Here is a 20,301-nt window from a genome sequence, read left to right on the forward strand (position 1 = left end):
GTATGTTATGAAGAGAATATTATTTTTACTGGTTGTTGTAGCTATCTTTTTTACTTCCTGCTCCGATTGGTTGGAAGAACATCCAAAAGCAGTGGCAGCAGAAACATTTTATAATACGGAAGAGGAAGCTGATGCGGCTGTGCTTGCTCCTTTAGCAAAATTCAGAAGCGGATTTGCGATGAGCTATCCGGGACTGTTGGAATGCTTTGCCGATTATGCTTATGGACGTGGCAGTTGGGAGGCAAATAGTGATTATGAAGGTCTGAATACGCAGAACCAGACTCGTGCAAATATGGTTTGGGCCAGCCTTTATAAAGCAATCCGAGATTGTAATATTGCTATTTCCCGTTTGCCGGAAGCATCTGGTTTGTCTGAAACATCGAAAGCCGCTTATTTAGGCGAATTGCGTTTTATCCGTGCCTTAAGCTATTTTTATTTGGTACGTTCTTTCGGAAGCTGCCCTTTGCGTACTGAAGAAAATATGGCGGACTATAATTTAGGAAAAAGTAGCGTAGATGATATTTATGCCTATATCGTAAATGATTTATTGTATGCTACTGAAAATGGACCTGATAAGGCCCGTTTAGTGGGAACGCCCTGTAAGAATAGTGCCCGGAGTCTCTTGGCTCAGGTATATCTGCAATTAGAAAAATATCAGGAGGCAGCCACGTTTGCGAAGCAGGTTATCGATAGTAATGCCTATTCTCTGGTTCCAGTTTCCTCTTCCCGTGATTTTGAAAAAATATTTGGAGCGGGAGTCGTTAATACGACGGAGGAAATATTTTATCTGAAGCAAGACAATACGACGAAGAATGGTTGGGAGTTTGTTATGTTCTGTGCACATCCATCTGCTTTGATAAATGGAAAACCGATGTGTGGTGCTGGTGGCTGGTACGGACTTTATACAACAACAGAAAACCAGATGATAGCAGAATGGGATGTAAAAGACTTGCGGAAAGATTATAATTTGTTGCTTCATGATTTTGGTTTAGGAGATAATACCTATTTGATGGCGAAGTTTTACGATCCGGATGCTTTGAGTGGCAGTGGATCAGGTAATTCAAATCCGTTAATCCGCTTCCCGGATGTCTTGTTTATTTATGCTGAAGCCATAACAAAGGCGACAGGCACTCCTACAACCGATGCTATGGAAATGCTGAATCGTATCCATCGCCGCGCGTATGGCTATGATCCTAATAGTCCTTCCGAGGTCGATTTTAAGCTGGCGGATTATGGATCGGTCGATAAATTCATGGATCTGTTAATAAAAGAACAAGCTTATGAGTGCATGAATGAAATGAAGCGTTGGTTCTTCTTATGCAGATTGGGGATTGCAAAAGACCGGATTAAGAAAATCAAAGGTATAGATGTGGCGGAGAAACATATGCTTTTCCCGATTCCGACAACAGAATTCGATTATAACGAGGCCCTTGATCCGTCGAAAGATCAAAATCCGGGGTATTAAATTAAAAATATGAAGGTGTGGTTTAAGTCACACCTTCGATAAACTATTCGTAAAATGAAACGACTACGTATTACCTATAAGTGGGAGTTGATTATTATGTTATGGGTTGCCTATTTCCTGAACCAAGGTGACCGGCAGATTTTTAATGTGGTGATCCCTTTGATAAAGGAGGATCTGCATTTGACGGATGTACAATTGGGGCTTGTTGCTTCTGTATTTACGGTTGTATATGGCTGTTTGGTCCCGTTCGGCGGATATATGGGGGATTTTCTGAAGAGAAAATGGATTATTCTTATCAGTATCCTGATTTTCAGTATCGGGACATTATGCACCGGATTTAGTGGCGGGCTGATCTCTTTAATTATATTACGCGGTGTTACAACAGGAGGAGGTGAAGCTTTCTATTATCCAGCCGCAACATCATTGATTAGCCAGTATCATCATAAAACCCGTGCAATGGCAATGTCCATACACCAGACTTCTTTATATGTCGGAATTGTTGCCAGTGGGTTTATTGCTGCTTACATCGGAGAACATTTCGGATGGCGTATGTCTTTCTTTACGTTTGGAGCAGGAGGTTTGCTGTTGTGTGTCTATTTGTTTTTCCGAATGGCAGATACTCCTCAGGAGAATAAAGAAGAAAGACGGCATTCTATTGGATATGTCATCAAAGAGATATTTAAGAAAAAGACAGTCTGGATGCTTTGTCTGGCTTTTGGAGGAATGTGTTTTGTGAATATCGGTTATGTGACTTGGATGTCTACGTTCTATCATGAAAAGTTCCATTTGTCTCTTTCGACGGCCGGGTTTACCTCTATGTTTTTTCATTTTGCAGCCGCATTGTTGGGTGTTTTAATAGGTGGAAAATTTTCAGATAAATATGCGCAAAAGCGTAAAACAGTCCGTCTGGAAACGGAACTGGTCGGATTGTTGTTCGGTGCTCCGTTTATATTCTTCATGGGATATACCTCGAATTTATATGTAAGTTATGCAATGTTGGCTCTGTTCGGCTTTTTCAGGGGAATTTATGATTCAAATCTGTATGCCGCCTTGTTTGATGTGATAGCTCCGGATTTAAGAGCATCTTCGGTAGGGATTATGACCGCTTTTGCCTTTATCGTCGGGGCGTTGGCTCCCTTGATATTGGGATATCTGAAGACTGATTATGGCTTGTCTTTTGGCATATCGTTTCTGGCAATATTCTATTTATTAGGAGCTTTAGCCGTTTTTGTGGCGATCAGATTCTTTTTATTGAAAGAGTTTTATGAAGAGACAGATAATTAGTAAAGTGTCTATAAAATTGTAAAATATGAAAAATGTAATATTATTGATAGGATTGTTTTTCTCTGCTTTTTGCTTACAGGCACAAGATCATAAGGATGTCATGAGCGAGGCTTATTGGGAGATCTGGAATCCGGATGTCCAGGCAAGCATAGATAAGAATATAGAGCAATACCGGAAAGGGGATGCCGTATTGAAAATTCCTTCCGGAACAACTGTCAAAATCGAGCAGTTGAGCCATTCGTTTATTTTTGGTGGTAATATCTTTTTGTTCGGTCAGCTTGAGACTACGCAACAAAATAAACAGTATGAAAATACTTTTGGTGCTTTGTTTAATTCTGCTACATTGCCTTTTTATTGGAAAACGTTGGAACCTGAGCAAGGAAAGCCACGTTATACGGCGGGATCTTCTTATATTTTCCGTCGTCCCCCCGTCGATCCCATCCTTGAGTTTTGCGAATCGAACAAGATAATGGCAAAAGGCCATGCTATTATTTATGGTATGCGCCGTTGGGGACATCCGGATTGGATGCCGTCAGATCGTAAAGAGATGGAATTTTATTTTGAAAAGCATATTCAGGAATTGGCGTTGCGCTATAAGGACAGAATCCGGATGTGGGACGTAGTCAATGAACCGGTTAATCAGGCAAATCGCGGAATAATGCCGGATGATTATACTTATAAGTCGTATAAGTGGGCTATGAAATATTTCCCGGAATCTGTCATTTTTAATATTAATGATATTGATTTTAAAAGTGGTATTCCTTATACAAGGCGGTATGTAGAGATTGCTCGAAATATGATAGACAGGGGTATCCGTATAGATAATGTCGGAGCTCAAATGCATATTTTTAATCCGGTCGAGGCTCAGAAAATAGCTGAGGGGGATAATATCCTGACACCGGCTAAACTCACGGAAGTAGTTGATTGCCTGAATGAAGTAGGGCGTCCTGTCCATGTGAGCGAAGTAACGGTTTGTGCCCCCGATTCTACGAGGACAGGAAGTGCGATCCAGGCTGTCATAACTGAAAATTTATATCGTTTCTGGTTCAGTTGCCCCAATATTACAGGTATTACCTGGTGGAATGTCGTGGATGGAGGTGGTGCTCCGGGTGAACCGTCTTATTCAGGACTTTATGACAAAGAAGTGAATAAGAAGCCCGTCTATGAGACATTGGACAGGTTGATAAACCGGGAATGGAAAACTTCACTGACCGCTACGTCGAACGCACAGGGTGTGGTTCGTTTCAGAGGCTTTAAGGGGCATTACCGTGCAACTTGGACAAGTAAGAATGGTAAGATAGAAATTCAAGAATTTGACATTAAATAATTAAAATCATAGTTGTATATGAAAAGAATAACATTAATAATCAGTTTAGTTCTATGTTGTTTTAACCTGTTTGCACAGAAAGGTTTTCCCAAAAGTGCAAAAGAAGACAAAGACAAAATCATGAGTGAAGCCTATTGGAATATCTGGAATCCGAAGGTACAGGCTAAAATCGATAAGGACATCGAGCAGAATAGAAAAGCAAATGCTATTGTTAATTTACAGAATGTTGCGGCTGGATCAGAAGTGAAGATCGAGCAAGTTTCGCATGATTTTGTATTTGGCGCCCATATATTTAACTATAATCAATTAGGTACTCCTGCATGTAACCAAAAATATAGAGATGTGTTCGGGACGTTATTTAATCGTGCGACTGTCGCATTTTATTGGAAAACGCTGGAAATGCAACCGAACCGCCCCCGTTTTCGTGAAGAATACTGGGATACGGAAGAATATTGGAATCGCCAGACGGATCCGAAGCATCAGCCACACTGGCGTCGTCCTTCTCCCGACCAGATTATAGATTTCTGTCTCAGCAAGGGGATTCCGGTACACGGCCATCCGCTGATCTGGGGAAACCGTAAGTGGCATAATCCTAACTGGATTATAGGTCAAATGATGACGCCTGATGAGAAAAAAGAAATGGATAAACTAATTCTGGAGTATGGCAATCTGGATAATTACCTGGATAGCGAGAAATACACGGATGAATACAAGAATATGACTGTAGCCCAACTGGAAGCGAAATTTCCTAATTTGACGAAGAAGTTGAAGGAGTTGTTTGAAAAGCGAATTATAGAGATAGCTAAATATTATGGGGACCGCGTCAGCAGTTGGGATGTTGTCAATGAGAGTGCACAAGATTTTGCCAAAGGGGCAATGGTTCCGGGTTCCGGGCTTTGTAAAAGTAATTATGGGGTAATGCCAGGTGATTATACATTTGAAGCTTTCAAAACTGCCAATCAGGTATTCTCGGATAATGTCCTTTTGAATATCAATGATTATTGGACTGGTCCGGAATATCCGGAACAGGTAAAAGACTTGATGAAAAGAGGGGTGAAGATAAATGTCGCCGGTTCTCAAATGCATTTGTTTAATCCTCAGCAATGCCTGGATATTGCCGCAGGAAAAGAAATACAAACCCCAGACCAGATCTGGACTATCATGAACCGGATTTCGGAAACCGGATTGCCGATTCATTTAAGCGAAATAACGATTACATCTCCGGGTAATGATGACCGAGGACAGAAAATACAGGCTGTTATTGCACAAAACTTGTATCGCCTATGGTTCAGTGTTAAAAACATGATGGGAATCACGTGGTGGAATGTGGTAGACGATTGCGGTGCACCGGGAGAACCGTCTGTTTCCGGGTTGTTCACCAGAAACATGGATCCCAAACAATCATTTTATGCACTTGATAATTTGATCAATCATGAATGGAAAACTAATATGGTCGTAAAAGCCAGTAAAAACGGAGATGTAAAATTCCGGGGATTTAAAGGTCAATATCAAATTACTTATACGGATAAATCAGGAAAGGATCAAGTTATAGAGTATCACTTAAAATAAGTATAAAGAAATGAAAATCGTAGACATGAAAGTCCGTTGCGTTGCAATTCCTATGAATTGCATGTTGCGGCATAACACGGGAGTACATCCGGGTTATTTATTGAGGACAATCTTGGAACTTATCACGGATGAAGGAATTGTCGGATTGGGTGAAGTCGGCGGCGGAGATTCAAGAGCGGCTCTTCTTAAGCTGAAACCGCGCATTATCGGAATGAACCCGATGGACCTGGAGGCTATTAAGATGAAAGTTCTGAGAAGTATTTATTATATTTCCAATTCCCGTTTGTATGGTGCAATAGAGATTGCCTGTTTGGATATTATGGGGAAGGCATTTAATGTTCCGATGCACCAGCTTCTTGGCGGCAAATTACGCGATTCGATTCCAATGATCGCTTATTTGTTTTGGCGCTATGACCGTCCGGGTGGCGGACATGATACCTGTGCGGAGGATATGGCCGATTTTTGTGTACAGTTGAACGATGAGTTGGGTGTCACGGCAATGAAGTTGAAAGCCGGTGTCATGGATCCGATGGAAGAAGTGAAAGTACTGCAATTATGCCGGCAGAAGTTAGGAGATGACTTTGGTTTGCGAATTGATCCTAATGGGGTATGGAGTGTTGCGACAGCCGTAAAAGCCGGTCATAGGATGGAAGAGTTAGAACTGCAATATTTTGAAGATCCTTCTTGGGGCATAGAAGGCATGAAGGCTGTCCGGGAACAGGTTCGTATTCCTTTGGCGACTAATATGTACCCGAATAAATTTGATGATTTGGGCCCTTCTGTCCATATGAGATCGATAGACATCATATTGACGGATTTACATTATTGGGAAGGCCCGCGTGGTGTAAAAGACTTGATTGCGGTTTGTCGTACGTTTAATATAGGTGTGGCTATGCATTCCGGGGCAGAATTCGGTATCGAATTGGCGGCTATGTTACATACTGCATCTACCATTCCTCAAATGACTATGCCGGGAGATGCTCATTATCATTATTTGGAAGATGATATTATCCAGGGTGGAAAACTACAATATGTCAATGGGGCTATAAAAGTTCCGGAAGGACCGGGATTGGGAGTTGTTTTGGATGAAGAAAAAATGGATAAATATGAGCGTTATTATGAAAAAATGGGAGATTATTACGCTCGTTTTCATCAAGATCCGTATAATCCGAACTGGTATCCGATAGTAGGTGGTATTTAATAAAGAAGCGTTATGGGAGTGAAGCATTTGTTTAATATAACAGGAAAAACCGCATTGATTACAGGAGCTGGCCAAGGAATTGGCCGCTCCATCGCTTTAGCTTTGGCTGAACATGGGGCGAATGTTGTGATCAATTACCGGAGTAATCGTCAGTTGGCGGAAGCAACTTTACAGGATGTGCTGAAGATGGGAGGAAAAGCGTGGCTATGGGAATACGATTTATTATCAGATACGCTGACTTCTGACTTTCAACAGTTGCAGCAAAAATTGGGAATTGGAGTCGATATTTTAGTTTTGAATGCTTCTATTCAGATTCGTAGAAAATGGGAAGAAGTGACTCTATCTGAGTTTAATACTCAGATGAATGTGAATGTAAGGGCTTCGCTGGAGTTGATGCAATGTTGTGTGCCTCATATGGAATCTAAAGGTTGGGGAAGAATTGTCACGTTAGGTTCCGTCCAGCAGAACAGGCCGAGTAAGCAAATGATTGTTTATGCCGCTTCAAAAGCTGCTCAATTGAATATGGTGAAAAATCTCGCCTGGCAATTGGGTAATAAAGGAATAACGATTAACAATCTGGCTCCCGGAGTGATCGGAACGGTTCGCAATGAGGAAGTTTTGTCGAATGAAGTTTTCAAAACAAAAATAGAGAAAAATATTCCATTGGGGTATATCGGAGAACCGAATGATTTGGCCTCTATGGCGTTGCTTTTGTGTAGCGATGCCGGACGCTATATTTCCGGTGCGGATATATGGGTAGATGGTGGAATGAGTTTACCGGAGTGATTAATTAAAAATAAAAGAGTTATGAGCGTAGATCAGTATAAGAAAGAAATCGGGATGATGAATCTGGAAAAATTGATTCAGGACCGTGAAGGAATATCTTCGAAAAAGTTTCCCATACCGGATAAAGAGTTATTATTTAGATATGAGCAGTTGTATACAGGTGCCGTAAACGACGTAATGCGTGAATTTTGCCTTTTGGAGCAGGCTTTGCCCGGTAGGATTAAACCTTTACGCGAATATCATTCTGTTGCCGGTTTTGCGTTTACTGTCAAAAGTGCACCGAACGTAAAGATAAAGGGTGAGATGGAATATCGAACTCAGATGTTGGATGAGATGCAGGAAGATCATTTTGTTGTCTGGGATACAAGCCGGGATGACAAAGCTACTTTGTGGGGAGGTGTAATGACGGCGACTGCTAAGGGGAAAAAACTGAAAGCCGCTTGTATAGATGGGGGAATACGGGATACACATCAGATTTTGAGTGCTGATTTTCCTGTGTTTTACGAATACCGGATATCAAATGGCAGTTTGGGGCGTTGTTTGATTACTCACTATCAAATTCCGATTAAAATCGGAGATGTAACGATTAAGCCGGGTGATATAATACTTGGGGATATTGACGGAGTTTTGGTAGTACCAAGAGAAATAGCTTATGAAGTGCTTTTACGTTCGGAAGAGATACGTGAAAATGAGAAGAAGATTTTCTCTTGGGTACAAAACGGAGACAGTGTCCAGGAAATTACAGCAAAAGGTGGTTACTTTTAAGAATCAGTCTATGATACGGAATATATTATATATGATGATTCTATGCTCTTTTTTCTCTTGTGGAAAAGAGCGTGATCAAAACTTTATAAGGGTGAGTCAGGTGAATCCTCGTTATTTGGAATATTCGGACGGTACACCTTTTATTCCTGTAGGTCCTAATATTTGTTGGGAACGTTTTGAAACAGATGAAACAAAAGTTTTACAGCTTTATGAACAGCGTTTTCGCAATCTTTCGGAAAATGGAGGAAATTACACACGTATTTGGTTGAGTGCGCCATTTTTTGAGGTTGAACATAAGAAAGCCGGAGAGTTTGATGAAAATAGAGTAAAGCGAATTGACAAACTGTTGGAGTTGGCGACGAAATATGGGATCAAGATCAAATTTTGTTTGGAAAATTTCAGGAAACTAACAGGATATTCAGCCCCGTTTTCTTCGTCAGTGGCTTTTGATAAACCAATCTATTCTTGTGATAACCGGGGGCCATTGAGCGATATGGATGATTTTATCAAAACACAGCAGGGGAAAAATTTATATATAGACAGGGTTGCCTTTTTAGCCACCAGATATGCGGACAATCCGGCTATTATGGGTTGGGAATTGTGGAATGAAATCAATTCTGTAAGTTTTTCCGAGGGAATAGCAGGGGAGCTGGAATGGACAAGAGAGATGCTGCCTGTCGTTAAATCTTATTTTCCGCATCATTTGGTTATGCAAAGCCTGGGGAGTTTTGATAATGAAAAATGTCAGGAGTGGTATATGGATTTTTCATCTCTTTCGGATAATGAGATAGCCCAGGTTCATCGCTATTTGGATCCGGGAGCCGTCTGGGATATTTGTCAGGCTCCTATGGATTCTTTGGCAAGTCAGGCGGTCGTTTTATTGCGTAGTATGGTTGTTGATAAACCTGTTATACTCTCGGAAGTGGGTGCGGTCGAGGCACATCATTCTGGACCATCCAAATTATATGAATTGGATACGTTAGGTATTCTGCTACATGATTTGATTTTTGCCCCTTTTTTTTCGGGAGCTGCTGCTCCTGGACAAAGTTGGCACTGGCAGTATTATATAGAAAAGAATGATTTATGGTGGCACTTCGGACGTTTTAGTCATGCTACAGAAAATATAAATCCGGTAACAGAGCAGTATCAGCCTGTGTTTTTTATGCATGATCAGGTTCGTTTTTATTGTTTAAAAGGTAATACGCATACTTTAGTTTGGTGCCGGGATGCCTTAAGCAATTGGCATACTGAATTGATCGGAAATCTATTGCCGGATAGCAGGACGGTGAAACTGCCACTACAATTTTTAAGTAATAAAGTCTCGGATGTTGAACAATATGATCCTTGGAGTGATGTGAGAAAAGTTACCCATGTGGTGGACGATACTCTGGAGATCACTTTCAAACGTTCGGTTGTATTGCGTTTTAATAATGAAAATCATTGATTTTATATGGAATCTATGTCTAATAACTAAATGAAAAAGTATGTTAAGAAAGAGCGTTTTTAAGTATAGATGTCTTTTAATATGGTGCTGTTTATGTTGCGTTTCGATTGTGAAAGCGCAGGTAAGAGATTTGGAGTCTCCATATTATATTTATCCGAGGCTGGCAGAGCAGCATATCGATTTATCCCAGGATTGGGAATTGAGTTCGGAAGAATCTCCTGTTGAAAACTTGGCAAAACTTAGGGAGAATGCCTGGTTTACGGTGGCATATCCGACTTCTGTCCAAATGGCTAATTATAAAGCAGGCATATTGGGAGACCCTTATAAGCATTTGAATGCCAGGGAACATGAAAAGTTGGAACAGAGAGTTTGGTATTATAAAAAACTATTTGCGATTCCTCAAAAACGGAGTGGTTACTCTTATATACTGAATTTTGATGGTATTGACTATTTTGCGAAAGTTTGGTTAAATGGCATAGAATTAGGCAAGCACCGGGGTATATTCGGTGGTCCGGTTATAGATGTAAGTGAAAACTTAAATTATGGAGGGAATAATGAACTGATTGTAGAAGTCATGTCTGCCAATTATGGGAAAGCTTCTTTTAACCCGAATCGACCGGGAAATATTGTTAAAGGCTGGTTTCTGATGGGAGGAAGTGCGATGGAACCTTTTTTCAATTTGGGTTTATGGAGAAACGTTCGTCTGGAATTCGTTCCTGAATACCATCTGGAACGTCCTTTCCTTTTTACTAAAAAGATAGAAAATAATCAGGCTACAATAGGCTTTAGTGTTGAACTGTTTGCCGGAAAAAATACATTGGACTATCAGTTACATCCTTGGAATAATTGTCAGATATCGAATTATGGAAAGCCATCAAATGCCCCGCAGAATAAACAGGTAAAAGATAAGTTGACAGTGGTGCTCGACTTGATAGATAAAGGTCAGATCGTATTTTCAAAAGAATTTTCACCGAAGGTGATCGAAGGGAGATGCTGGATGGAAGAGCACTTTGTTATCGAAAATCCTAAACTATGGTATCCGAATGGTTTGGGGAGCTCGGATTACTATCAGGTAAAAATGACATTAAAAGTAAATGATCGGTTGGCCGACTGCATTCAGTTTGATTTTGGTATCCGGACAATAGAACAGATTCGGAGTGCCGGTATTCGGACAAGTGACAGATGGCAAAACTGGCAGTTTGTCGTAAACGGGAAAAAGTTTTTTGTAAAAGGTGCTAACTGGATGCCTGTTGACGCCCTCTACGATTTGACGGCAGATAAATATGATTGGGCTGTGAAAATGGCACGGAATATGGGAATTCAGATGTTTCGTATTTGGGGAAGCGGGCTGTTGGAGAGTGATGCTTTTTATGATGCATGTAATAAATATGGTATAATGGTTTGGCAGGATTTTAATATTGCCAATTTTGATACACCCGAATGGCCGCAGGAAGTTTGGGAGGCACAGATTTGCCAAAATATTTTCCGGTTGAGAAATCAACCTTCTTTGGCTGTTTGGTGCGGTGGAAACGAATTTAATCCGTATTCTTATGGAAATGCAGCTTCCATGGGTATTTTGGAACGTAATTTGGCTATTTTTGATCCGACAAGGTGCTTCCTACGTACTTCTCCGGATGCAGGTTCCATGCATTCTTATCCGGATTTTGATCCTGCATGGTATAAAGGTTTTGAGTTGATACCCTATGTGGCTGAGACAGGTGTACATTGTATAACGGATCCTGCAAATATCAAACAAGTGGTTTCTCCGGGTGAGTTGGTTGATTTGGGAGGAATGTACGATAAGAATTTTGTGTTGGGGCATCCTGAATTTGTAGAACATTTTGCTGAATATAACCCTTCTCGCGTACCTCGTATGTTAAGTCGTGCTTCCCATATTGACAATATGGCTAAACCGGCGTTGGAAACAATTGCTGAGGCAACTCAAATTGGTGCTGGTGAATTCTATCAGGTTATGTCGGAAGGTCTTCAAAGTAATTATCCGGTAACAACCGGACTGATGCCTTGGGTCTATAAGCGTCCTTGGCCAGTAGTTGCTGCAATTAATTTGGTCGATGGTATGGGACAGCCTTCGGCAACTTATTATTTTTTAAAAAGGACATACGAACCAACTCATGTTTTGTTGGACATTAAGCGTTTGCTGTGGGCACCTGGAGAAGCTTTTCCGATTTCCGTAAATATTTTAAATGGAGTGGGTCGACCTGGTTTTAAAGGAATGGTACAGGTGAAAATATTGGATGACTCTTTTAGAAAAGTTTGGCAGATTTCGAAAAATGTTAATGTTCCGGAAGGCACATCGGTTTTAAAAGAAGAGATAGGGGTATATGCTATCCCACAGGTATATAAAGAAAAGTACTTTTTTGCTATTGTTTCTTTGACTGATGAGTATGGAAAAGTGATTTCTCATGCTGAATATTGGCCTCGCACCATCAAATTAATGGAAGATGAGGCTTATTATCTGAAGTTTGTTTCTGAGCCTGTCGATTGGCCGACTTTAGGCAATGGTCCCTGGTTAAAGCCAACCGTGGCTAAACATAAAACTTCTGTTGAGTTGAAAGAAGTAAAGTTAATGAAAATAAATGGAAACAAAGGACTGCTGCATGTAGTTGTGACGAACACAGGAAAGTTGCCCTCTTTTATGACTAATTTGGATATAGAAGGAAGTCCTCGTTCTTTTTATGCGAATGATAATTTCTTCTGGTTGGATCCTGGTGAAACGAAAAGTATCGAGATCGATTTTGAACTGAGAGGAAGACAAGTGGCAAGTTCGATGAAGCTGGTTCTTAAGTCTTGGAATGCTAAAATACAGAATCGGACAGTGAAACTGATCGATTAATTTTGGGAAAATGGAAAGCCCATGCTTTCACAAGTACGGGCTTTCTTAAAAAAATAACCATTAAACTAAAACTATTATTTATAAATCCAAACTTGATTTTTAAACAAACTGTCAACTATAACAAGATAAATATTTTACTCATAATCAGGCAATTCAACATCGGATGTCACTTCCCATTTCCCGTTGTTGTAGATGCTGATTTGAAATGTGTCGTCGGATTCGGAACGGCTGTAGATACGGCCTTTGTAACGGATGATTTTGTTCTTTTCCGGGATGATATTGTCGATTTGCCGTTCACGGATCGGTTCGCCGTTGTGGGCGATGGCTGTGAGATGGACGGCCATTTTATTGTCGGTGGCAGGGATGAAAGTATAGAAAGAATGTATTTTGTTTACTTCTCCGATCTCATCATTGTTGAATGTATAGGAGAAGATTTGCTTGTCCGGGGTTTTTATCCCCTGGCCGGTGGAGATGTCCAGCTGATTGGATATTCCGTCGATCTCCATATCGAACTGGTTCAGTATGTCGGAAACCGAATCGGTCGCCATGAACTCGATACGGCTGACGATACGCTGAAGGGAGATATCCTTATTGATGACTTCTGCAACCCCGATGTTCAGGGATAGCATTTCATAGAATGTATCCGAGATGCTATCGAAAGAGAAAGTCGAACCGGACAATACTGCAGTTTTTGAATTGTGGGCCAAAAAGTAGAATTTGTAGTCGCCTTGTGGCAGACTGTCGTATATGCAACTGAAATCCGCATCCATATCGGTAGGACTGTAAGTGAACTGCTTGTGTTTGATGAAAGCGGGAATCTCTTCGTTTTTGAATACCACATATTCGAGAGTGGAACATAATTCGTTCAACTCGACGTCATTCTCTCCGGCTTTAGAAACCGATGGTTCCGGAATCACGTTATCAGGCATGCTGCGGGTGGTGGGAAAAGACATGATTTCTTTTTCCATCTGAATGCTGAATTGGACGGGGAAAAACTCTGTTTGCGGAATAACCTCTTCAAGCGAAGAACTGTTGCAACCTGTCAGGTAGAGCACAAAGGCGAGTGCAAAAAACACTTTCTTTCTCATAGCTAATTTTTTAGTTGTTTATAATGTCGCAAAGGAAAGATAAATATCCAGAAATAAAAAATATTTATAGATAAATTTAAAAAGAAATTTTATATTTGCCGAATAGGCACAATATATTCACCTTAAAAGAATGAAATTATGGCACGTCCTGTAACATTATGTACATTGCAGTGGGGAGATTTACCGCTGGAAGTTATTTGTGAAAAAGCAAAATCATTTGGTTTTGACGGTGTTGAATTGGGATTACCTTCTCATTTGGATGTTCGGCAGACAGATCCGGAATATTATCGGAATATCAAGGCAACGCTCGACAAGTACGGTTTGCAACTGTTTTGCATTTCGAACCATCTGGTCGGACAAGCCATATGTGACCGTATCGATCAACGGCATAAATCCGTGTTGCCCGATTATATCTGGGGGGATGGCGATCCCGAAGGAGTACACCTGCGGGCGATCGAAAATATGATCCAGGCCGCCCATGCCGCTAAGATGTTGGGAATCGATACCGTAGTCGGTTTTACGGGAAGTTCGATCTGGCAATGGCTCTATTCTTTTCCTCCCGTTACCGATGAGATGGTGAATGAAGGCTATGCTGATTTTGCCCGGCGTTTTATCCCGATTTTGGACGAATACCAGAAATTAGGCATTCGCTTTGCCCTCGAAGTGCATCCGACCGAGATCGCATTCGATACCTATTCTGCCCGTAAGGCTCTTGAAGCGATCGATTATCATCCGGCTTTCGGTTTTAACTACGATCCGAGCCATTTGGGGTATCAGGGAGTGGATTATGTGGACTTTATCAACCAGTTCCCGGACCGCATTTTCCATGTCCACATGAAAGATGTGTATTGGAGCGATACCCCGAAACAGATCGGCGTGTTCGGCGGTCATTCGACTTTTGGCGATGCCCGTCGTTTCTGGAATTTCCGTAGTCTCGGACGCGGTAAAATCCAATTTGAAGAAATCATCCGTACCTTGAACGATGCCGGCTATCGAGGCCCTCTTTCTGTCGAATGGGAAGATAGCGGCATGGATCGTGAACACGGGGCACGCGAATCCTGCACTTTTGTGAAGCAGGTAGATTTCCAGCCGTCGGCACATGCTTTCGATGCTTGTTTCGAACGATAAAAGGGAGTTGTGGAATCGTTTACCGTTATGTCAAGTGGCGAGGGCTTCTTGGTATAACGGTTTTTTTGTAGACATACGGATCGGGTTCCGGCAAAGTGTCCGGAGCATGGCTTATTGTCAATTTTTTTTTATACCTGTTAGTCAAAATCGAAACTCATGCCCATGAAAATCGATTTTCATACCCATGAAACAGAATTTTCCTGCAAGGGTAATATTTTTTAATAAACTTGGATTTTAGCTTGTTGTTGTGAATGAGGCGTTTATGCAATATTGCCGTTTTAAGGGGGATATTGTCGTTTTTTATCGGATTTTTCCAATAGATTTCGTAAGCAACGTTCCAGACGGGCCGGATCTGTATATATAATGTATAGGAATCGGATTGTCCAGCTCGTACTGATATTTTTTTCCGGGAAACAAAAGGGCTACTTCCCGGTTGACTTCTTCGATCAATTCCGGTAGAGAAACCTGTGTTCTTTTTATTTCAACGTTTTGTTTTTCCTTATGTGTATTCAGTATGGAGTCGATAATGTCTGTCAGTTTGCGGATTTGTACTTTCCCTGTTTGCAGTAATGATTTCCGGCTGTTGTCGGTTTCCCTTATATTTTTTGTGTTTAGAGTCTACTGTTTGTCCGTTTTTGTTACATGATTTTAGTTGGAATGTTGCGTGGTATGTTTTTTTGTGTTGTTGAAAAATAATTATACGGCATTATTTTCTTATAATGGATCCGGAGAAAGAGTAAAAATGGATATCACCCGGAATAATAAAACAGAAATTCTCCGTTATTACTTAAACGGGAGTTATGAAGTCGATCACACTCCGGCGGGAGACACGGAACGGCTTTATATGGGAGGCGATGCTTATTCCGCTCCTGCTGTGCTGATAAAAAAGAATGGTAGTTGGAACTTGCATTATATTTGTCGTGATTATTTGGGTAGTATAACACAGATGACAGATAGTAATGGCACTTTGCTGCAGGAAGTGAGTTATGATGCTTGGGGACGGTTACGTAATCCGAATACATTGGTCGCTTATCTGCCGGATATGGAACCGGAACTCCTTTTAGGGCGCGGTTATACGGGGCATGAACACTTGACAATGTTTGGTTTGGTGAATATGAATGCCCGGCTGTACGATCCGGCAGTAGGACGCTTCCTGAGTCCGGATCCTTATGTGCAAGTTCCGGATTTCACACAAAGCTATAATCGTTTTAGCTATGCGATGAATAATCCGTTGATGTATGTGGATGCTGATGGCGAAAATCCCCTTCTGGTATTGGGATTGGTCATCGGTACTTATATCGGAGGAGTTGCGACAAATCGCGGAGAGCTAAATCCGTTCCGTTGGAATTATAGTTCTATTACTACCTATTTAGGGCTTGGATTTGGTGCTTTGGTTGGTTATTATGGTGCATATGGGATTGTTTATCCTGGAAGTATGAGTATTGCCGGTTCAATCGGAACTCCCTGGGTCAGTGCTGGTACGTCAGAGGTTTATTATAGTAAACATTTTGGTACATGGATGGGAAAAGATTTCAAGGTGAGAAGTCAAAGTTGGGGTGGAAATCAATACACTGGAGGAAAGAATCAATTTGCCAAACAGATGTCTAAAAGGATAACGTGGGGTGGAAATATGGTAGGGATTTATGGTAGCATAAACATATATAGTGATTATCGGTCCGGGAGAATATCGAAAAGTCAATTTTTTTTAGAAGAATCTTCGAATGCATATTCTACTGTTGGAGGAATTTATGGAGCGGCTTGGGGCATTGGTTGGGAAATGGGAAGACAAACAACCTACCAAGCATGGTATCAACAGTTAAAATATCGTTTTTGGTATAATCGAATGGAGAATTTAATTGGACCTCCTTCTGAAACAAATAAAATATATTGGAATGAATTTTATAAAAATTATCGGCCATGATTGATGTATTATATCTACTATTTAAAGAAGCTGAAAGATACGGAGCCGCATGGGAGAACGGTATGGGCTTTGAGTTTTGTAGGGAAATATATGTTGCAATTCGTGAAGCTTATGTCACAAATAATATTTGATTAATTAAAAAATATAATCAAGAATGAAAAAGTTGATTTTTTCTTTGCTTCTGCCTCTGCCTCTCTTTTTAGGCAGTTGCGCCCCCAAAGTGTTGACGCACATAGAAAAGAAGTATCCATCCCGGGTTGCTGCGGATGAAGTCCATTTGTATGGAGTCGGGCAAACCGTGCCGGAAACGGCAGAGCGGATCGGAAGTGTAAGAGTGGTGGATGGCGGGGCATCCACCAAGTGCAACTACGAGCAGGTTGTGGCATTGGCCAAACAGGAGACGGCGAAGAGTGGCGGAAATGCTTTGGCGTTAACGGATCACCGGAAGCCGTCATTACTGGGTAGCAGTTGCCATCAGATCGCCGGCGATATGCTTTGGATCGGCGACACGGCAAATTGGGAAACGGGGACGGTTGCTAATTTGTCTGCTCCGGTTGGTGATAAAAATACCACCGGTGTGGCTAAAAGTGCTTTCCGGCATAGCACGTTCTATGCTAATGTCGGGTATGCTTTTATAACCAGTAAGTATTATTTACCGTCGGGTGCATCGGGCGATCCGAAAAATGGCATGGACTGGCAATTGGGTTATGATTGGGTGTCAAGGAGCGGCTTTGGAGCCGGGTTGATGTATTCGGGCTATAAGTCGTCTTATGCGTATTCGAATGTGGATGTCAAAGTGGGGCTTGCATACGTGGCGCCTCAGTTTGTGATGAAACAAAAAGTAGGCCGTTGGGGGATTGAGGAAAAATTCGGTATCGGCTATTTCAAGTATCGGGAGTCGGCGAAAGGCACGAGCGCTTCTCTTTCGGGTGTGGGATATGATTTCCTGTTTGGAGCGGAATATTATCTGTCTGATCATGTCGGGATCGGAGCAAACCTTGGATACATCGGCGGCTCTTTGCCGAAGCAGGACTATGCGGGTTATGGAGATGAGGAACATACCGGAATCTTTCGTTTGCACTTTGACGTCGGAGTGCGGTTCCATTTCTGATCGGCGGATTTGACAACCGGGAGAGGCTGGATTGGGTTCGGTTTCTCCCGGTTGGGTTGTCCGTCAGAAATCCAGTTGATATCCGATACAGGGATATGTCTGGATATGAATGTTTTTATCTTGTGATAATTTTTTACGAAGTTGCGCAATGTTGTTATTTAGACTTTCTTCGCTCGAATCGTTTCCCCATATTTCTTCGAGCAGTTGTTTGCGTGTGACTACCTGATAAGTGCCGATTGCCCATATCGCTGCCGGTTGTTTTTCGGACTGTTGCAATAGGTTTTGAATCTGAAATACCAATTCCGTAATGTCATACGGCTTTTTGATGTAATGGTTGGCTCCGGCGTCATAACTGCGGATGATCTCGGTTCCGTCCGTATGTGAGGAGGCTATGATGACCGGTAGTTGAGGGTATTTTATTTGTCATTTCCCTTTTTTGTTTCAGAGAGCAAGATAGTAAAAACATCCTATATGACATAGGATGAGGGAACCTCTTTTCATTTTAAACAAAAACAACATACCCCTTTCTTGTCAATCCCCTAATTATAACTACTTTTGTGGCTGAAGAAAAAGTAAAAACTAAAGTATGAAAAAGATTAGAGCTGCCATCGTTGGATATGGCAATATTGGAAAGTATGTATTGGAGGCCCTGGAGGCTGCTCCCGATTTTGAAGTTGCTGGTGTTGTACGTCGTAATCCGAATGATATTCCGGATGAATTGAAAGGATATACCGTCACTGATAATATAACGAAGTTGGATAAAGTGGATGTGGCTGTTCTGGCAACTCCGACACGTAGCGTAGAGACGTACGCCAAGGAAATACTTTCTTTAGGCATCAATACGGTGGATAGTTTCGATATCCACGGTGGTATTGTCGATCTGCGCCGTTCGCTCGATGCAGTGGCGAAAGCTCATAACACCGTTGCTGTCATCTCTGCCGGTTGGGATCCGGGAAGCGACTCTATCGTTCGTGCTTTGTTGCAGGCGATCGTTCCGAAAGGAATTACATATACGAACTTCGGACCGGGCATGAGCATGGGACATACCGTTGCCGTGAAAGCCATCGAAGGGGTCAAGGCGGCTTTGTCTATGACAATCCCGATGGGAACAGGCGTTCATCGCCGTATGGTTTATATCGAAGTGAAAGAAGGATATGATTTCGATAAAGTAGCCGCTGCCATCAAGGCGGACGACTATTTTGTTCACGACGAAACGCATGTGATCCGGGTCGACTGTGTGGACGACCTGAAAGATATGGGGCATGGCGTGAACCTTGTCCGTAAAGGCGTTTCCGGTAAGACGCAGAACCAGTTGATCGAATTCGACATGAAGATCAACAATCCGGCTCTTACGGCGCAGATTCTGGTTTGCGTTGCCCGTGCAAGTTTCAAACAACAGCCCGGAGCCTACACGATGATCGAGTTGCCGGTGATCGATATGCTTTATGGCGAAAGAGAGGACTTGATAAAAAAATTGGTTTAATAAATTGACAATGGATAATTGATATAATTATGCTTGATTTTATTACCTGGACGGCTGACCCCGCCATCTTTTCCATCGGTTCGCGTGAGATACGCTGGTACGGACTGGCGTTTGCCATCGGCTTCCTGATCGGTTACAAGATCGTGGAGAAGATGTGGAAAAGAGAGAAACTCAATCCGGCATGGATCGATTCCTTGCTGATTTACACGATGTTGGGTACAGTGATCGGTGCCCGTTTGGGACATTGCCTTTTTTATGCGCCGGACTATTATCTGGCTCACCCGGTCGAAATTTTAAAAGTTTGGGAAGGCGGGCTGGCCAGCCATGGTGGAACGTTAGGCATAATTATCGCCGTCTATTTTTACTCTAAGCGGGTCAGCCACCGGAGCATGCTCTGGACATTCGACAAACTGGTGGTCCCTACCGGCCTTGTGGCTGCTATGATCCGCTTGGGAAACCTGATGAATCATGAAATATACGGACATCCGACTGATCTGCCCTGGGGATTTCGTTTTATAGAAAACCTGCATGCATGGAAAAGAGGGGCTGCTCCCGTCTTTACCGTTCCCAGCCATCCTACACAACTCTATGAAGCTGCCGGTTATTTGGTGACTTTCGCTATTTGTATGTGGCTCTACTTCAAAAAAGATGCTTGGAAAAAGGAAGGGCTTATCTTCGGAGTGTTTATGATTTGCGTATTCGGTTCGCGCTTCTTCATTGAATTCCTGAAAAACGACCAGGAAGAATTCGAAGCTGATATGATGCTGAATATGGGGCAATGGCTCAGCATTCCGTTCGTTTTGGCCGGTATCTATTTCGTATGGCGTGCCATGCGGCTTGGAAAAGGGATGAAGAAGAATTGATTATTTAATTTT

17 protein-coding genes are annotated in these 20,301 nt (G+C 41.9%); 15 read left to right on the forward strand and 2 right to left on the reverse strand.

The genetic code is table 11. The features are described from left to right. The first annotated feature begins 7 nt into the window (after window positions 1-7). The 9 genes from ACW6QF_RS04185 (at window position 8) to ACW6QF_RS04225 (ending at window position 12,695) form a co-directional block, all read left to right on the forward strand. Window positions 8-1,465, forward strand: a complete 1,458-nt coding sequence (locus ACW6QF_RS04185; RefSeq protein ID WP_298550740.1) for a RagB/SusD family nutrient uptake outer membrane protein — start codon at window positions 8-10, stop codon at window positions 1,463-1,465. A gap of 54 nt (window positions 1,466-1,519) precedes the next feature. Then, complete coding sequence (locus ACW6QF_RS04190) at window positions 1,520-2,749, forward strand: MFS transporter (protein WP_298550738.1); 1,230 nt, start codon at window positions 1,520-1,522, stop codon at window positions 2,747-2,749. A gap of 25 nt (window positions 2,750-2,774) precedes the next feature. After that, window positions 2,775-4,076: an endo-1,4-beta-xylanase gene (locus tag ACW6QF_RS04195; protein ID WP_456086927.1), complete on the forward strand. Its 1,302-nt coding sequence runs from the start codon at window positions 2,775-2,777 to the stop codon at window positions 4,074-4,076. A gap of 18 nt (window positions 4,077-4,094) precedes the next feature. Then, on the forward strand, window positions 4,095-5,645 hold the full coding sequence (locus ACW6QF_RS04200) for an endo-1,4-beta-xylanase (RefSeq protein WP_456086928.1): 1,551 nt from the start codon (window positions 4,095-4,097) through the stop codon (window positions 5,643-5,645). Window positions 5,646-5,655: 10 nt separating this feature from the next. Continuing rightward, window positions 5,656-6,846 (forward strand): enolase C-terminal domain-like protein, encoded by a 1,191-nt coding sequence (locus ACW6QF_RS04205; RefSeq protein WP_456086929.1) that lies wholly within the window; start codon window positions 5,656-5,658, stop codon window positions 6,844-6,846. Between the two features lie 12 nt (window positions 6,847-6,858). Next, the gene (locus tag ACW6QF_RS04210) at window positions 6,859-7,632 is read left to right on the forward strand and encodes an SDR family NAD(P)-dependent oxidoreductase (protein ID WP_456086930.1); all 774 of its coding nucleotides are present in this window, start codon (window positions 6,859-6,861) and stop codon (window positions 7,630-7,632) included. A 21-nt stretch (window positions 7,633-7,653) separates the two neighbouring features. After that, window positions 7,654-8,397: an RraA family protein gene (locus ACW6QF_RS04215; protein ID WP_186929962.1), complete on the forward strand. Its 744-nt coding sequence runs from the start codon at window positions 7,654-7,656 to the stop codon at window positions 8,395-8,397. Between the two features lie 10 nt (window positions 8,398-8,407). Further along, entirely contained in the window at window positions 8,408-9,841 is a 1,434-nt protein-coding gene (locus ACW6QF_RS04220) for a cellulase family glycosylhydrolase (protein WP_456086931.1), read from the forward strand. A 109-nt stretch (window positions 9,842-9,950) separates the two neighbouring features. Next, window positions 9,951-12,695 carry a glycosyl hydrolase 2 galactose-binding domain-containing protein gene (locus tag ACW6QF_RS04225; RefSeq protein ID WP_456086932.1) on the forward strand — a complete coding sequence of 915 codons (2,745 nt, stop codon included), beginning with the start codon at window positions 9,951-9,953 and terminating at the stop codon, window positions 12,693-12,695. Window positions 12,696-12,829: 134 nt separating this feature from the next. On the opposite strand, the gene ACW6QF_RS04230 is transcribed toward ACW6QF_RS04225, so the two are convergent. Then, a complete protein-coding gene (locus tag ACW6QF_RS04230) occupies window positions 12,830-13,783 on the reverse strand; it encodes a hypothetical protein (protein WP_456086933.1) in 954 nt (317 codons plus the stop codon). A gap of 138 nt (window positions 13,784-13,921) precedes the next feature. Between ACW6QF_RS04230 and ACW6QF_RS04235 the strand changes: the two genes are divergently transcribed. From ACW6QF_RS04235 to ACW6QF_RS04250, 4 genes are all read left to right on the forward strand, one after another. Continuing rightward, window positions 13,922-14,911, forward strand: coding sequence for a sugar phosphate isomerase/epimerase family protein (locus ACW6QF_RS04235; protein WP_456086934.1), 990 nt, complete (start codon window positions 13,922-13,924; stop codon window positions 14,909-14,911). A 685-nt stretch (window positions 14,912-15,596) separates the two neighbouring features. Then, the gene (locus ACW6QF_RS04240) at window positions 15,597-16,832 is read left to right on the forward strand and encodes an RHS repeat domain-containing protein (protein ID WP_456086935.1); all 1,236 of its coding nucleotides are present in this window, start codon (window positions 15,597-15,599) and stop codon (window positions 16,830-16,832) included. Then, window positions 16,829-16,963 (forward strand): hypothetical protein, encoded by a 135-nt coding sequence (locus tag ACW6QF_RS04245; protein WP_456086936.1) that lies wholly within the window; start codon window positions 16,829-16,831, stop codon window positions 16,961-16,963. The genes ACW6QF_RS04240 and ACW6QF_RS04245 overlap by 4 nt, the downstream gene beginning before the upstream one ends. 23 nt (window positions 16,964-16,986) lie before the next feature. Further along, on the forward strand, window positions 16,987-17,943 hold the full coding sequence (locus tag ACW6QF_RS04250; RefSeq protein WP_456086937.1) for an outer membrane beta-barrel protein: 957 nt from the start codon (window positions 16,987-16,989) through the stop codon (window positions 17,941-17,943). Window positions 17,944-18,006: 63 nt separating this feature from the next. Here the strand turns inward: ACW6QF_RS04250 and ACW6QF_RS04255 are convergent, their stop codons facing one another. After that, entirely contained in the window at window positions 18,007-18,243 is a 237-nt protein-coding gene (locus tag ACW6QF_RS04255) for a winged helix-turn-helix domain-containing protein (RefSeq protein WP_456086938.1), read from the reverse strand. A gap of 286 nt (window positions 18,244-18,529) precedes the next feature. On the opposite strand from ACW6QF_RS04255, the gene ACW6QF_RS04260 reads away from it, so the two are divergent. Then, window positions 18,530-19,426, forward strand: coding sequence for a diaminopimelate dehydrogenase (locus ACW6QF_RS04260; protein ID WP_298550715.1), 897 nt, complete (start codon window positions 18,530-18,532; stop codon window positions 19,424-19,426). 29 nt (window positions 19,427-19,455) lie between these two features. Next, a complete protein-coding gene (gene lgt, locus ACW6QF_RS04265) occupies window positions 19,456-20,289 on the forward strand; it encodes a prolipoprotein diacylglyceryl transferase (RefSeq protein ID WP_456086939.1) in 834 nt (277 codons plus the stop codon). Window positions 20,290-20,301: the final 12 nt, after the last annotated feature.

The organism is Parabacteroides sp., from assembly GCF_977054455.1.